Consider the following 13,923-nt stretch of genomic DNA (forward strand, 5'->3'; position numbering starts at 1 on the left):
GGGCAACTGAAAGGTTGCATATGAGTACTGATCGGATCGAGAAAGAGGTTCTGCTCAAGGCGTCTTTGGATCGCGTGTGGCGGGCCATCGGCGACTCCGAGGAATTCGGCCGCTGGTTCGGGGTCCGGTTCGACGGGCCGTTCGTCGCCGGTGAAACCGTCAACGGGGTGATCACGCCGACCGAGGTCGACCGGGACGTGGCGGCATCCCAGAAGCCGTACGCGGGCGAGGCGGACAAGTGGCACATCGTCGCATTGGAACCGCCGCACCGGCTGGCCTACCGCTGGCATCCCTACGCCGTGGATCCCGACACCGACTACTCGGCCGAGCCCACCACGCTGGTGGAGTTCACCTTGACCGAGGCTGCCGATGGAGTGCTGCTCCGGATCGTCGAGTCTGGATTCGACGCGATCCCGGCCTCGCGGCGCGGCGCGGCGTACGAGTCCAACAGCGAGGGCTGGGCCATCCAGACCGAGCTGGTGCGCAAGTACCTCGCGCTCGGCGAGACGGAGTGACGACCGCCGTCGCCGAGCGCGCACCACTGTTTGACGCGCTCGGCGATCCCAACCGGTTACGCATCGTGACCCGGCTCTGTGAGGGTGGCCCGTGTTCGACGGTGCAACTGACGCAGGTGATTCCGGTGACACGTCAAGCCGCCACCAAGCACTTGCTGCTGCTGGAGGCGGTGGGTCTGGTGACCAGTGATCGCAAGGGCCGCGAACGGATCTGGCGGATCCAGCCCGAGCCGCTGGTGCAGGCCGGCGACTACCTGACGGCGCTGTCGCGGCGCTGGGACAGTGCGATCGACCGGCTGCGGGCCTACATCGAGGACTAGTTGCCCCGCAGCTCCCGGCGCAGGATCTTGCCCGCCGAAGACTTGGGGATTGCGTCGATGAACTCGACCTGGCGCACCTTCTTGTAGGGCGCTACCAGGCCGGCCACGAACGCCATCACTTCTTCGCCGCTCAAGTCAGATGAAGGCTGTTTGACCACAAAGGCTTTCGGCACTTCCTCACCGGATTCCTTGTCCTGCACCCCGATCACCGCGGCGTCGGCGATGCCGGGGTGGCCCAGCAGGACGGATTCCAACTCGGCTGGTGGCACCTGGTAGCCCTTGTATTTGATGAGTTCCTTCAGCCGGTCGACAACGTAGACGCAGCCGCTGGAATCCACCTGGGCCAGATCCCCGGTGTGCAGGAACCCGTCGGCGTCGATGGTCTCCTGTGTGGCTGCCTCATTGTTGAGGTAGCCGGCCATCACGTTGGGTCCCTTGAACCAGAGTTCGCCGGTCGCGCTCAAACCCTCTGCCGGGATGTCGATCTCGTCGCCGGTGTCGGGATCGACCAGCTTGCTCACGCTGTTGGGGACGGTCCAGCCGCACGAGTCCAGCGGCGCGGCCGTGCCGACCGTGGCCAGCCCGCCGTCATGCGGGGTGATGTGACTGACCGGGCTCAGCTCGCTCATGCCGTAGCCCTGAGAGACAGTGCAGCTCAACCGATCCGCCACGGCACGGCCAAGGTCGGCATCGAGTGATGCCGCGCCGGACAACACGGCCCGCAGCGACGACAGGTCATACGAGTCGACCATGGGGTGCTTGGCCAGGGCGACGGCCACCGGCGGGGCGATGTAGACGAACGTGCACCGGTGGGTCGCGATGTTGTCCAGGAACTCACCGAGATCGAACGACGGCATGATGACCAGCCGGGCGCGGGCATGCAGGGCGGCGTTGAGCAGCACCGTCATGCCGTAGATGTGGAAAAACGGCAGCACGGCCAACAGTCGGTCGTCGGCGGTCAGGCCCTGCAGTGGGCGGATCTGGGCCACGTTGGCCGTCAGATTCGCGTGGGTGAGCATGACGCCCTTGGGATTGGCGGTGGTGCCCGAGCTGTACGGAAGGGCGGCCAGGTGGCGCGCCGGATCGAAGCTCACATCGGGTGCCGGGCGCTCGGCGCCGAGGCCCTCGCCGTCGAGCACGACCACCTGATCCTCGCCGAGGCCGGCGCCTGCCGCTCCCGCCAAGGCCTGCGGCAGCAGCGCATTCACCGTGACCAGCAGGCGGGCCTTCGAATCCTGCAGTTGCTTGGTGATGTCCCGCGCGGTGAACAGCGCATTGACCGTGGTGGCCGTGGCGCCTGCGCGCAGGATCCCGTGGAACGCGATCGCAAAACCTGAACTGTTGGGGGACAACAGGGCAACCACGTCGCCGACACCGATCCCGCGTGCCGCCAGCCCACCGGCGAACGTGTCGATCCGGCGCACCAGATCGCCGTAGCTGGTCTCGGTACCGGACTTGGCGTCAACCAGGGCGATCCGGTCGAAATCGTCCGCCGACATGCCGGCGAACAGATAGTCGTAGACGCTGACGGCGGGTAGGTCGACGTCGGGGAAGGGGCTGGCAAAACTCATGGCTGTTTCCGATCAGTTCTCGTCGAGTTGTTTGATGAGGCGGCGTGCGGCGACCAGGCGGAACGAGGCGTCGACGAGTTCGCGAACCTCGCCCCAATCTACTTTCGCGGCGGTGAAGTCCAGACCGAGCCAGCCGAAAGGGCCCATGTAGGCAGGGAAGAAGAAGCGGCTGTCCTGTTCGAGTGCCCGGCGGTCGCTCTCGTCGACCTTGATCAACAGCGAATGCGGATAGGGCACCATCTCGCCGCGGCTCTCGGGTTTGACGTTGCCGCCGTACATCGCGAACATCTTCGGCGCGCAGAAGACCGGTCGGCCCCACGAGATCTTCTCGAAGGCCTCGGGAAATCCCAGCGCAACGGTGCGCAATTCGGCCAGGCCCAGGTCGTCGTCGCTGAACATGATGGGATGCGGCATCCTCCCAGATTAGTGGGGGTGTCATCCCGCTCCGATAGCCTGCCAGGGTGAGCGAGAAGCCAACCGGAGATGCTGAGGCCGTACTGCCCGAACAGCCCGATTCCGACGTGCGGCGACGTTGGCAGGAACTCGCCGAAGAAGTGCGGGGCCATCAGTTCCGGTACTACGTCAAAGACGCGCCGATCATCTCCGATGCCGATTTCGACGTGCTGCTGCGGCAGCTGCAGGCGCTCGAGGAGGAGTATCCCGAGCTGCGGACCCCGGATTCCCCGACACAGCTCGTCGGGGGCGCCGGGTTCGCCACCGAATTTTCCCCTGCCGAGCATCTCGAACGGATGTTGTCGCTGGACAACGTTTTCGATGCCGAGGAGCTGTCGGCCTGGGCGACCCGGATCAGCGTGGAGACGGGCGATGCCGCGCACTATCTGTGCGAGCTCAAGATCGACGGTGTCGCCCTGGCGCTCGTCTACCGCAACGGGCGGCTGGTTCGGGCGGCGACGCGTGGGGACGGACGTAGCGGTGAAGACGTGACGCTGAACGCCCGCACCATCTCCGACATCCCGGAGCAGTTGACGGCCTCCGACGAGTTTCCGGTGCCCGACGTGCTGGAAGTGCGCGGCGAGGTGTTCTTCCGTGTTGCCGACTTCGAGGAACTCAACGCCGGGCTCGTCGCCGAGGGCAAGCCACCGTTCGCCAATCCCCGCAACAGCGCGGCCGGCTCACTGCGCCAGAAGAATCCAGCGGTCACCGCGCGCCGCCGATTACGGATGATCTGCCACGGCCTCGGCCATATAGAAAGCGCTGGGGGTTTCCCGTTCAAATCGCTGCATGACGCCTACCGGGCGCTGGGTGAATGGGGTCTGCCGGTATCCGCGCACACGGCAAAGGTTTCCGGCGTGGCCGCGGTCGCCGAGCGCATCGCCTACTGGGGTGAGCACCGCCATGACGTCGAGCACGAGATCGACGGCCTCGTGGTCAAGGTGGACGAGGTGGCGCTGCAGCGTCGGCTCGGGGCGACGTCGCGCGCCCCGCGCTGGGCGGTGGCATACAAGTACCCGCCGGAAGAGGCCACTACGAAGCTGCTCGACATCCGGGTGAGTGTCGGGCGGACCGGACGGGTCACCCCGTTCGCGTACATGGAGCCGGTCAAGGTGGCGGGCTCGACCGTCGGTCTGGCCACCCTGCACAACGCGACCGAAGTGCAGCGCAAGGGGGTGCTGATCGGCGACACCGTGGTGATCCGCAAAGCCGGTGACGTCATCCCCGAGGTGCTCGGTCCGGTGGTCGATCTGCGGGACGGATCCGAGCATGCGTTCGTCATGCCGACCCACTGCCCCGAGTGCGGCACCTTGCTGGCCCCCGCCAAGGAGGGGGACGCCGACATCCGGTGCCCGAACACCCGCAGTTGCCCGGCGCAGTTGCGGGAGAGGGTGTTTCACGTCGCCGGCCGCGGCGCGTTCGACATCGAGGGTCTGGGCTACGAGGCCGCCACCGCGCTGCTGCAGGCCGGAGTGATCGCCGACGAAGGTGATCTGTTCACCCTGACCGCCGACCAGCTGTTGCGCACCGACCTTTTCACCACCAAGGCCGGCGAACTGTCCGCCAACGGCAAACGGCTGCTGGCCAATCTGGACAAGGCCAAGGCTCAGCCGCTGTGGCGGGTCCTGGTGGCGTTGTCGATCCGCCACGTGGGCCCCACGGCCGCTCGGGCGCTGGCCACCGAGTTCGCCAGCCTCGACGCCATTGTCGCGGCCTCAGAGGAACAGCTGGCCGCCGTGGAAGGAGTGGGCCCGACGATCGCTGCCGCGGTCATCGACTGGTTCACCGTCGACTGGCACCGCCGGATCGTGGACAAATGGCGCGCCGCCGGAGTCCGGATGGCCGACGAACGCGACGCGAGCATCGAGCGCACGCTGGAAGGTCTGTCCATCGTGGTGACCGGATCCCTGCCCGGGTTCTCCCGCGACCAGGCCAAGGAGGCCATCATCAGCCGCGGCGGCAAAGCCGCCAGCTCGGTGTCGAAGAAGACCGCCTACGTGGTCGCCGGCGATGCGCCTGGCTCCAAGTACGACAAGGCGGTGGAGCTCGGTGTCCCCATTCTCGACGAGGACGGCTTTCGCGCTCTGCTCGCCGACGGCCCACGAGTGACGGCGGACGAGGAGTAGCCGCGTCTCAGCGCAGAATCGTGGCGACGATCCCGGCCAGGTAGCCGAGTCGCGCCACCTCTGACGGCCGGAACCCTGGGCCCCCTGGGCGGCCCAGCAAGATCGCGGTGTCGTGGTCGCCCAACGGCGCGGCGGCCAGCGTGGTGTCCATGTCGCGCCACACCTGCGGCACCCAGTCCTGGGTGCCGTCGAGTGCGGTGGCTGTCGGCAACGGCAACCACGGCGCCGATTGGGCCTGGGTCTCGGGTGCGCCATGGCTTGCCGCGACACGTTCCACGCCGCTACCGGTGGACCGGACCACGGTGCACCAGCTGACGCGCAGCACCCGGGGCGCCTCTTCGGCCAGCACCTTCAGCCGGCCGGCCCTCGACCGCGCCGCCGCCACGTGGTCGATCAACTCGAGTTCGCGGTGCGCCTCGAGCAGCCCGGTATGCGGGCGGATGCTGTCGACATAGACGCCGGAAAGACTCTCGGCGGCGGTGATCAAGGTGTCGGGCATCGAGCCCAGCGGCAGCTCGACGACCAGATCATCGATGGCGTAGCCGGCTCCGCGCTCGACGACGTCGAGGGACAGGATGTCGGCTCCGACCGAGCCGAGGGCTACGGCGAGCGAGCCGAGGCTGCCTGGTCGGTCCTCGAGCTGGACCCGCAGCAGATACGAAGGCACGCGCATCACTGTTGCACAGGAGGACTGCCGGTGCACCGCTGGGCGACGTCGCTACGCGGGCCGAGCCGAGGGGGAAATTGGTGTCAGCTCCCCAGGCCAGAGCCGGTTACGATGCTCGCGCAGGGGTGTTCACAGGTACTTTTACCGTGATCGGGGGGCTCGTCGCGCGATGACGCAGTGGGGAAGCGGTTGGCCCTCTGACAACGGCACATTCGGAAGCCCTTTGCAGCCTTTCGGTACCCCGCCGGGTACCGCGCCGCCACCACCAACGGCGGGGTCCCGATGGCCCTTGATCGCGTTGGTCGTCGGGATCTGTGCCTTGGCCGTCGCGCTCTTTCCTGCCGGTATCGGATTCGTAGCAATACCGGTCGGGATCTTCGGCATCGTGGCGGGCGTCTTGGGGCTGCAGGCAGGACAGCGCGAGGGGCGCGGCGCGGGTAGCGCGATCACCGGAATCGTGGTGTCGGTACTGGCGATGGCCCTGGCCGCGGTGATGTTCTTCGTCGTCTACCGGGCACCGGCACCCGAGCCGGCTCCGTCAGCCCCCGCGACCGTGACATCGAAGAAGTTGGGACCCTCGACGGCGATCCCCGAGAACAACCATGACACCGAATCGATCCTCAGGGACGAGGTCATGGTCAGTTTCGGTCCATACAGTGACGACGGCGGCGCCCTCGATGCGCAGCATCCGGTGGCAGAGATGACGATGGTCAGCAAACGGGACATCACCCGCTTCTGCATCTTCACCGTCCGAGCCCTCGACAGCGCAGGAGCCGAGGTCTATCCCGGGCTCGGAGTGCAGGTGACTCTCAACCCCGGCGCAACGGCGCGCCAGAACGTCTTCGGATTCTCGTACCCGGGCAGCATCCCGCGCAGCGAGGCAGATCGGTTGCGAAACGGGAGATTTGAAGTGACCAAGGCCAGTTGCTCGTGATGACGAAGATGCGAAGGGACGCGTGATGACGAGTTTCGGGCAGGAACCGCCCGGCGGCGGGCTCGGCTCGCCGTTCGGTGATCCGTTCGGGGCGGGTGGTCCTGGCCCGGGATATCAGGGCGGATATCCCGATGCCGGGTCGGCGGCACCGCCGCCGGTCGGTCAGCCGTTGCCGCCGCGAGCCAACTCGGGCGGTGCGCTGTGGCCGATCCTGTCCGTGGTGATCGGAATCATCGGTGTTGCACTCGTATTGATCCCGTTCTACAGCGGCGCACCGTTCTGGCTCGGCCTGATCGGGGCCGTCATCGGCTTGACAGGTCTTGCCGCTGGGATCGTCGGCATTCGCCAGGCACGTCGTGATCGAGAAGAGGTTCCGGCACTGGCGATTTCCGGTGCGGTGGCAGCCGGTGTTGCCGTCGTCCTCACGGTGAGTTCGGTTCTGATCCAGGTCAATTCGCACACCGGGAGCTCACCCGGCGCGTCGACGGCGGCCGCTGACAGCGACGCGACCAAGAGAATCTTGCGCGACGAACTCGAAGTCACGTTCGGGGCGTTCGAGTACACGCTCGACGGCTTCGGTAGCAAGGTGTGGAGCACCCGAATGCCGGTCACGTTCCACAACAAGCTGAACACCGCTCGCAACTTCTCAGTTGACATCGCAGCATTCGCCGATGAGCGCACCCAGATTGGTGGCAAATTCTTCGGCCGGGGCGGTAGTCCGGGGACATTGGAAGCCAACGCCACCACCACCGTGGACTATTTCACCTTCGAGGAAGACGTTGCAGTGGCCCAGAAGCTCAAATCGGCAGAGTTCAAGGTGGTCGCGGCCCGGAGTTCGGAGGTCTGATGTGACAGGACCATTCGGCGGGCAGCCGCCTGAATTCGGAAGCGGCTTCGGCGCCTATCCACCCGTGCCGCACAGACAAACAGAGTCACCGCCACCGCGAACCCACGGTGCCAGCTCGACGCCGGCGATCATTTCCGTGTTCGTCGGTGTCGGTGCACTTCTGCTGGCGTTTGTGCCCTATTACGTCGGGTTGGTTGCGGCGATGGCCGGTATCGCCGGACTGACGGTCGGAATCGTTGCTCTGGTGCGTCGGGGGACCGACGGGCCGAGTCTTGCCGCGATCGGCACTGTCACCTCAGCACTTGCCCTCATCATGGGCATCGTCATGACCATCGTCTACTCAGGTTCGGGCGATGCGGTCGAGACGCCCCCCGCGCAGACAGCGGCCCCGCTAGCAGGACGAGCGAACACACAGAAGGTGCTCGCCGACCAGCTCGAGGTGACAGTAGGGGACTTCGTGATGTCGGCCGAGAAATCCGGTGAGTTGTCGGTCACCGTGAAGAATCGCCTGACGGAAGCACGGACATTCTATGTGCTGATCGGGGCCTTCGAAGGAAACACCCAGTTGGCGACGTCTTCGGTCGAGGAAACGCTGAACGCTGGACAGACGAAGAAAGCCAAGGCTTTTGACGGTTCCAACAGTCCCGTGGACTACGACCAGATCAAGAACGCGACCTTCCGAGCGATCGAGGCGAGTTCCCGTGAACCGAAATAGCCGCGACGAGATGTTCATGCAAAGTGGGGAGCCGATCCGATGACCGGACCAGATCCGTGGGGCACCCCGCCTGACTATCCGCCGCCAGCGGGCGGCTTTGGCGGGCAACAGTTCCCACCCACCTCCGGGGCCCCGAATCCCGGTGGCGGTCCATCGTGGGGTTACGCCGCACCCCCACCGATGTACGGCGGTGGGGCACCGCAGTTGGCCCCGGATTACGGAGTCCCGATGGCCGGGTACCCTTCACTGCCCCATGCGCGGAGCGGTGGGACCGGTTGGCGGCGAAGGTGGCCGCTGGTCTCCCTGGTGGTCGGCGCATGCGGAATAGGACTGGCCTTCGCACCGCCACCGGCAGGCTGGGTGGGTGTGGTTGCCGGTGTCTTCGGGATCATTGCCGCCGCCATCGGATGGCTGCGGCGGGAACGCGTACACGATGAATCGGTGCTTCCAGCGGTTCTCGGCGGCGCTTTGTCCGCCATCGCCATCGCCATCGTGATCGGTATGGGGTTCGTCTACGGCGGGTCCGAGGTCGTATCAGCGGCCGGCAACGGCCTTGACGTCGAAATTGGTAACTATGAGTTTGATTTCCAACCCGCCTCCGACGGCTACGCGGATCGAGTCGTGAACAACCGATTGAAGGTGAAGGTGACGAGTAAGTCGGCAACCGGCGGACAATTCTCGTTGTCGATCGGAGCCTATGAGGGCAAATCCGACAACCAGATCCAGGCCGACCGGACTGTTATGGATATGGTTCCGGGCGCCTCGCAGGACATCGAGATGTTCACCGGGCCGGTGAACAAGGAACGAGCCGAAAAACTCAAGGGCGCCAACTTCCGGGTCATTGGTATCCGGGCACCAAGTAACTGAGAGTCTGAGAGGTAGACGATGTACACCCCGACTCCGATTCAAGCTGCGCCGGCAGGACCGAATCCCGGTGGCAGCACACCGTATCTGTGGTCGGCTGCCGCGATCATCGCGGGATTGATCGGCATGGCGCTGGCGCTGTTCTCACTGGTTCCGGCGGCCACCGTGGTAGCCGGCATCGGCGTCGCCACAGGCATCGTGGCTCTGCTCCGCACTGCCGCGGCACACCCACTACCGGCTGTAGTGGGGACGGTGATATCCGCACTGGCGGTCGCCGTCAGCGTTGTGATGCTTGTGGTGCCGGCACTCGCGACCCCGACAACAGGTCCGGATTCTGCGGGTTCCTCGGCAGACAGCGATGAGGAGTTTTTCAATGAGGATGTCGAGGACGTCCTCGCGAATGAACTGCAGGTGGATTTCGGCGAGGTCACCATCAGCCCGTCGGGAACCGCCGAACTGCCCATCACGCTGACCAACAAAACCGACACGGTACGAAGCTTCTTCGTCACGCTGGGGGCATTCGACAGCAGTGGCGTCCAGCTCGCCACCGACTCAGGCGCAGGAGCTCTCCTCGGGCCGCATGCCATCCAGAAAAGAACGGCGTTCGGGTCGGTACGCGACAAATCGACTGCCGAAAAAATGAAGTCGGCGACGTTCAAAGTCGTGGCGGTCAAGCGCACGCTGTAGCGCTGCGCCGCGGCGGGTGTGCTGCCGCTGTGTGGTAGTTCCTGTGCTTTGACTAGGCTGCTTTGTCGTGTCGAAGATCTCCCGAGACGAGGTTGCCCATCTGGCGCGTCTGGCGCGTCTGGCGCTGACCGATGACGAACTGGACAGTTTCGCCGGACAGCTGGATGCCATCCTCGGCCATGTCAGCCAGATCCAGTCCGTCGACGTCACCGGTGTGGAAGCGACGGACAATCCGCTGAAGGACGTCAACGTCAGCCGGCCTGACGTTGTCCAGCCGTGCCTGACGCAGGAGGAAGCGCTGGCCGCCGCGCCGCGCGCCGAAGACGGGCGCTTCGCCGTGCCGCGGATTCTCGGAGAGGGTGAATGACGAGTATGAGTGAGCTGATCCGTCGCGATGCGGCGACCCTGGGTGCCCAGATCGCGGCCAAGGAAGTCTCCTCGACCGAGGTGACGCAGGCCCATTTGGACCAGATCGCGGACACCGACGAACGCTTCAATGCCTTCCTGCACGTGGCGGCAGATTCCGCGCTGGCCGACGCGGCCCGGATCGATGCCGCCGTGGCGGCCGGTGAGACGCTGCCTTCGCCGCTGGCCGGGGTGCCGCTGGCGCTCAAGGACGTCTTCACCGCCACTGACATGCCGACCACGGCGGGGTCCAAGATCCTCGAAGGCTGGCGCGCGCCGTACGACGCGACCGTCACCGCCAAGCTGCGCGCCGCGGGCATCCCGATCCTGGGCAAGACCAACATGGACGAATTCGCCATGGGGTCGTCGACGGAGAACTCGGCCTACGGCCCGACCCGCAACCCGTGGAACACCGAGCGGGTGCCCGGCGGATCAGGCGGCGGTAGCGCCGCAGCGCTCGCCGCCTATCAGGCTCCGCTGGCCATCGGCACCGACACCGGCGGGTCGATCCGTCAGCCGGCCGCGCTCACCGCGACGGTCGGCGTCAAACCGACATACGGCACGGTCTCGCGCTACGGCCTGATCGCCTGCGCGTCTTCGCTGGACCAGGGCGGTCCGTGTGCCCGCACGGTGCTCGACACCGCACTGCTGCACCAGGTGATCGCCGGCCACGACCCGCGCGATTCCACCTCCGTGGATGCCCCGGTGCCCGACGTCGTCGGTGCGGCCCGGGCGGGTGCGCAGGGCGATCTCAAGGGCGTACGGGTCGGTGTGGTCAAGCAGCTGCGCGGCGACGGATACCAGCCCGGCGTGCTGGAGTCGTTCAACGCCGCGGTCGCCCAGCTGACCGCGCTCGGAGCCGAAGTCACCGAGGTCGATTGCCCGCACTTCGACCATGCGATGGATGCTTACTACCTGATCCTGCCCTCGGAGGTGTCGAGCAACCTGGCCCGCTTCGACGCGATGCGGTTCGGACTGCGCGTCGGCGATGACGGCACGCACAGCGCCGAGGAGGTCATGGCGTTGACCCGAGCCGCCGGATTCGGGCCGGAGGTCAAGCGCCGGATCATGATCGGCACCTATGCGTTGTCGGCGGGCTACTACGACGCTTACTACAACCAGGCGCAGAAGGTGCGGACCCTGATCGCCCGCGACCTCGACCAGGCCTATCAGAACGTCGACGTGCTGATCTCCCCGGCGACCCCGACGACGGCGTTCCGGTTGGGGGAGAAGGTCGACGATCCGCTGGCCATGTACCTGTTCGACCTGTGCACGCTGCCGCTGAACCTGGCCGGGCACTGCGGCATGTCCGTGCCGTCGGGTCTCTCGCCCGACGACGGCCTGCCCGTCGGACTGCAGATCATGGCGCCGGCCCTGGCCGATGACCGGCTGTACCGGGTCGGCGCGGCCTACGAGGCTGCCCGCGGCCCGTTGCCCAGCGCGTTGTAGGCGGCACGCCCTCTATCCCCGGCGCGGTCGTGTCAGTCGGGGCAAGATGGTGCCCATGCGCATCGGAGTTCTCACCGGCGGCGGTGATTGTCCTGGCCTGAACGCGGTGATCCGGGCGGTGGTGCGTACCTGCGACCAGCGCTACGGCTCGTCGGTGGTCGGATTTCTCGACGGCTGGCGTGGCCTGTTGGAGGATCGCCGTATCCAGCTGGCCAACGATGATCGCAATGATCGGCTGCTGGCCAAGGGCGGAACCGTGCTGGGCACCGCGCGGGTCAACCCGGACAAGCTGCGGGCGGGCCTGGACCAGATCAAGCAGACCCTCGAAGACAACGGGATCGACGTGTTGATCCCGATCGGCGGTGAGGGCACACTGACTGCCGCGCACTGGTTGTCCGAGGAGAACGTGCCGGTGGTCGGGGTGCCCAAGACCATCGACAACGACATCGATTGCACGGACGTGACTTTCGGCCACGACACGGCCCTGCAGGTGGCCACCGAAGCCATCGACCGGCTGCACAGCACCGCCGAGTCGCACCAGCGGGTCATGCTGGTCGAGGTGATGGGCCGGCATGCCGGGTGGATCGCGCTGAACGCCGGCCTGGCCTCGGGTGCGCACATGACGTTGATCCCCGAGCAGCCCTTCGACGTCGAGGACGTGTGCCGGCTGGTCAAGAAGCGGTTCCAGCACGGATCGTCACACTTCATCTGTGTGGTGGCCGAGGGAGCGAAGCCCGCAGAGGGCACCATGCAACTGCGCCAGGGCGGCATGGACGAGTTCGGGCACGAGAAATTCACCGGTGTGGCACAGCAATTGGCGCTCGAGGTGGAAAAGCGGATCAAGAAGGACGTCCGGGTCACCGTGCTGGGACACGTCCAGCGCGGTGGTACCCCGACGGCGTACGACCGGGTTCTGGCCACCCGGTTCGGCGTGAACGCGGCCGATGCCGCGCATGCCGGTGAGTTCGGGATGATGGTGTCGCTGCAGGGACAGGACATCGGCCGGGTGTCCCTGGCCGATGCGACCCGACACCTCAAACTGGTGCCGCAGTCCCGCTATGACGACGCCGCCGAGTTCTTCGGCTAGTCCCTGTTGCCGGAAAAATCATGCACTCTTGAGCGCTTCGCGGCGTAGCAGCTGCCACATCGAAGGGGTGTTCGCGGTCGTCGAAACCGTCACGGTGGCACCGGTTTCCGGAGATTCGGCCAGCGTCAGCAGATAGTCGGCGAGGTCGGTGCGGGAGGTGAACGCACCCACCGGATCGCACTGTCCGGCAACGTATTCGGTGACGTCCGGCAGGTCGAACAGCCCGGAGGGGCGCACGATCGTCCAATTCAGGCCGCTGTCGGTCACGATGTCCTCCATGCGGCGCATGTCGGCATAGAGGGTCTTGCCGAAGATCCGGCTGATCACCGGTTGGACCAGGCGCAGCGCGAACGGGGTTTCGGTGCGGCCGGGGTAATCGGCGATCGCGGTGGAACTCACGACGGCCAGCTTCTCCACTGCGGTCGCGCGCATCGCCGCGACGATGTTGCCCACGCCGACGGAGTACGTGTCGACGGGATCCATGGTGAAAGTGACGCCCAGGGTGGACAGCACCGCGTCGGCGCCGTCGACTGCGGTGGTGACCGCCGCCGCGTCACGCACGTCGGCCTCGGCCACGGTGAGTGCCGCCCCGGTGATGGGGAACGCCTCGGGGTGGCGGGTGACCGCCACGACACCGTGGCCGGCGTCGAGGGCTCGGCGGGTGAGCAGACGTCCGGTTGCCCCGTTGGCGCCGAAGATGACGAGTCGCATGTTGCCTCCCAATTAGTCACTAATAGTGACAATCACGCTATATGACAATCACTGGTAGTGCTAGTGTTCGGATCGTGGCCCAGGAACCGACCGGTGTGTCCGCTCTCGACGAGCGCATACCGTTCCTGCTGTCCCAACTTGGCGCGTATGTGGCCGAGGGCTTCAAGGCCAGGCTGGAACCGCTGGGCCTGCATCCTCGGGCCACCGCGGTCCTGCTGGCGCTGGCCGGAGTCGATGGACAGTCACAGCGCGAACTGTGCGAGCGTCTCGGTCTGCACCGCAACGTCATGGTCACGCTGATCGACACCCTGGAAACCGAGGGGCTCGTCGAACGCCGGCCACATCCCGAGGACCGGCGAGCATTCGCGGTGTCACTGACAGAGCGGGCGCGCGAGCTGGTCCCGGCGCTCGACGAGGCGGGTCGCGGGCTTGAGGACGAGCTGACCGCGTCGCTGTCCGACGAGGAACGCGCAGTCCTGCGGCACACACTGCGGCGGCTGTCGGCCGCCGCAGGCCTGATCCCCGGCGTCCACCCCGGACTGGCCTGAAACACGGCCCCACTAGGATCGACG

General features: G+C 66.3%; 16 protein-coding genes. 12 read left to right on the forward strand and 4 right to left on the reverse strand.

Annotated features, from left to right (window positions below; genetic code table 11):
* The first annotated feature begins 20 nt into the window (after nucleotides 1–20).
* Complete coding sequence (locus tag ACZY08_RS14150) at nucleotides 21–515, forward strand: SRPBCC family protein (RefSeq protein ID WP_463744257.1); 495 nt, start codon at nucleotides 21–23, stop codon at nucleotides 513–515.
* Entirely contained in the window at nucleotides 512–835 is a 324-nt protein-coding gene (locus tag ACZY08_RS14155; RefSeq protein ID WP_463744256.1) for an ArsR/SmtB family transcription factor, read from the forward strand. Before ACZY08_RS14150 ends, ACZY08_RS14155 begins: the two co-directional genes overlap by 4 nt.
* On the opposite strand, the gene ACZY08_RS14160 is transcribed toward ACZY08_RS14155, so the two are convergent.
* Both ACZY08_RS14160 and ACZY08_RS14165 read right to left on the reverse strand, forming a co-directional pair.
* On the reverse strand, nucleotides 832–2,406 hold the full coding sequence (locus tag ACZY08_RS14160) for a 4-coumarate--CoA ligase family protein (RefSeq protein WP_463744255.1): 1,575 nt from the start codon (nucleotides 2,404–2,406) through the stop codon (nucleotides 832–834). The genes ACZY08_RS14155 and ACZY08_RS14160 overlap by 4 nt on opposite strands.
* 12 nt (nucleotides 2,407–2,418) lie before the next feature.
* Nucleotides 2,419–2,820: an MmcQ/YjbR family DNA-binding protein gene (locus ACZY08_RS14165; RefSeq protein ID WP_463744254.1), complete on the reverse strand. Its 402-nt coding sequence runs from the start codon at nucleotides 2,818–2,820 to the stop codon at nucleotides 2,419–2,421.
* A gap of 83 nt (nucleotides 2,821–2,903) precedes the next feature.
* On the opposite strand from ACZY08_RS14165, the gene ligA reads away from it, so the two are divergent.
* Nucleotides 2,904–4,985: an NAD-dependent DNA ligase LigA gene (ligA, locus tag ACZY08_RS14170; protein ID WP_463745248.1), complete on the forward strand. Its 2,082-nt coding sequence runs from the start codon at nucleotides 2,904–2,906 to the stop codon at nucleotides 4,983–4,985.
* A gap of 7 nt (nucleotides 4,986–4,992) precedes the next feature.
* Here the strand turns inward: ligA and ACZY08_RS14175 are convergent, their stop codons facing one another.
* Nucleotides 4,993–5,652, reverse strand: coding sequence for an ACT domain-containing protein (locus ACZY08_RS14175; protein WP_463744253.1), 660 nt, complete (start codon nucleotides 5,650–5,652; stop codon nucleotides 4,993–4,995).
* A gap of 289 nt (nucleotides 5,653–5,941) precedes the next feature.
* Between ACZY08_RS14175 and ACZY08_RS14180 the strand changes: the two genes are divergently transcribed.
* From ACZY08_RS14180 to ACZY08_RS14215, 8 genes are all read left to right on the forward strand, one after another.
* Nucleotides 5,942–6,586 (forward strand): hypothetical protein, encoded by a 645-nt coding sequence (locus ACZY08_RS14180; protein WP_463744252.1) that lies wholly within the window; start codon nucleotides 5,942–5,944, stop codon nucleotides 6,584–6,586.
* 25 nt (nucleotides 6,587–6,611) lie between these two features.
* Nucleotides 6,612–7,433, forward strand: a complete 822-nt coding sequence (locus tag ACZY08_RS14185) for a hypothetical protein (RefSeq protein WP_463744251.1) — start codon at nucleotides 6,612–6,614, stop codon at nucleotides 7,431–7,433.
* A gap of 136 nt (nucleotides 7,434–7,569) precedes the next feature.
* Nucleotides 7,570–8,148: a hypothetical protein gene (locus ACZY08_RS14190; RefSeq protein ID WP_463744250.1), complete on the forward strand. Its 579-nt coding sequence runs from the start codon at nucleotides 7,570–7,572 to the stop codon at nucleotides 8,146–8,148.
* 366 nt (nucleotides 8,149–8,514) lie between these two features.
* On the forward strand, nucleotides 8,515–9,015 hold the full coding sequence (locus tag ACZY08_RS14195) for a hypothetical protein (RefSeq protein ID WP_463744249.1): 501 nt from the start codon (nucleotides 8,515–8,517) through the stop codon (nucleotides 9,013–9,015).
* A gap of 18 nt (nucleotides 9,016–9,033) precedes the next feature.
* Nucleotides 9,034–9,699 carry a hypothetical protein gene (locus ACZY08_RS14200; RefSeq protein ID WP_463744248.1) on the forward strand — a complete coding sequence of 222 codons (666 nt, stop codon included), beginning with the start codon at nucleotides 9,034–9,036 and terminating at the stop codon, nucleotides 9,697–9,699.
* Nucleotides 9,700–9,766: 67 nt separating this feature from the next.
* The gene (gatC, locus tag ACZY08_RS14205; RefSeq protein ID WP_463744247.1) at nucleotides 9,767–10,066 is read left to right on the forward strand and encodes an Asp-tRNA(Asn)/Glu-tRNA(Gln) amidotransferase subunit GatC; all 300 of its coding nucleotides are present in this window, start codon (nucleotides 9,767–9,769) and stop codon (nucleotides 10,064–10,066) included.
* Between the two features lie 5 nt (nucleotides 10,067–10,071).
* Entirely contained in the window at nucleotides 10,072–11,553 is a 1,482-nt protein-coding gene (gatA, locus tag ACZY08_RS14210) for an Asp-tRNA(Asn)/Glu-tRNA(Gln) amidotransferase subunit GatA (RefSeq protein ID WP_463744246.1), read from the forward strand.
* 55 nt (nucleotides 11,554–11,608) lie between these two features.
* Nucleotides 11,609–12,640, forward strand: coding sequence for an ATP-dependent 6-phosphofructokinase (locus ACZY08_RS14215; RefSeq protein ID WP_463744245.1), 1,032 nt, complete (start codon nucleotides 11,609–11,611; stop codon nucleotides 12,638–12,640).
* An 18-nt stretch (nucleotides 12,641–12,658) separates the two neighbouring features.
* Here the strand turns inward: ACZY08_RS14215 and ACZY08_RS14220 are convergent, their stop codons facing one another.
* Complete coding sequence (locus ACZY08_RS14220; RefSeq protein ID WP_463744244.1) at nucleotides 12,659–13,351, reverse strand: NAD(P)-dependent oxidoreductase; 693 nt, start codon at nucleotides 13,349–13,351, stop codon at nucleotides 12,659–12,661.
* Between the two features lie 74 nt (nucleotides 13,352–13,425).
* Between ACZY08_RS14220 and ACZY08_RS14225 the strand changes: the two genes are divergently transcribed.
* Nucleotides 13,426–13,899 (forward strand): MarR family winged helix-turn-helix transcriptional regulator, encoded by a 474-nt coding sequence (locus ACZY08_RS14225; RefSeq protein ID WP_463744243.1) that lies wholly within the window; start codon nucleotides 13,426–13,428, stop codon nucleotides 13,897–13,899.
* Nucleotides 13,900–13,923: the final 24 nt, after the last annotated feature.

The organism is Mycobacterium sp. IDUB_9 (genome assembly GCF_055419505.1).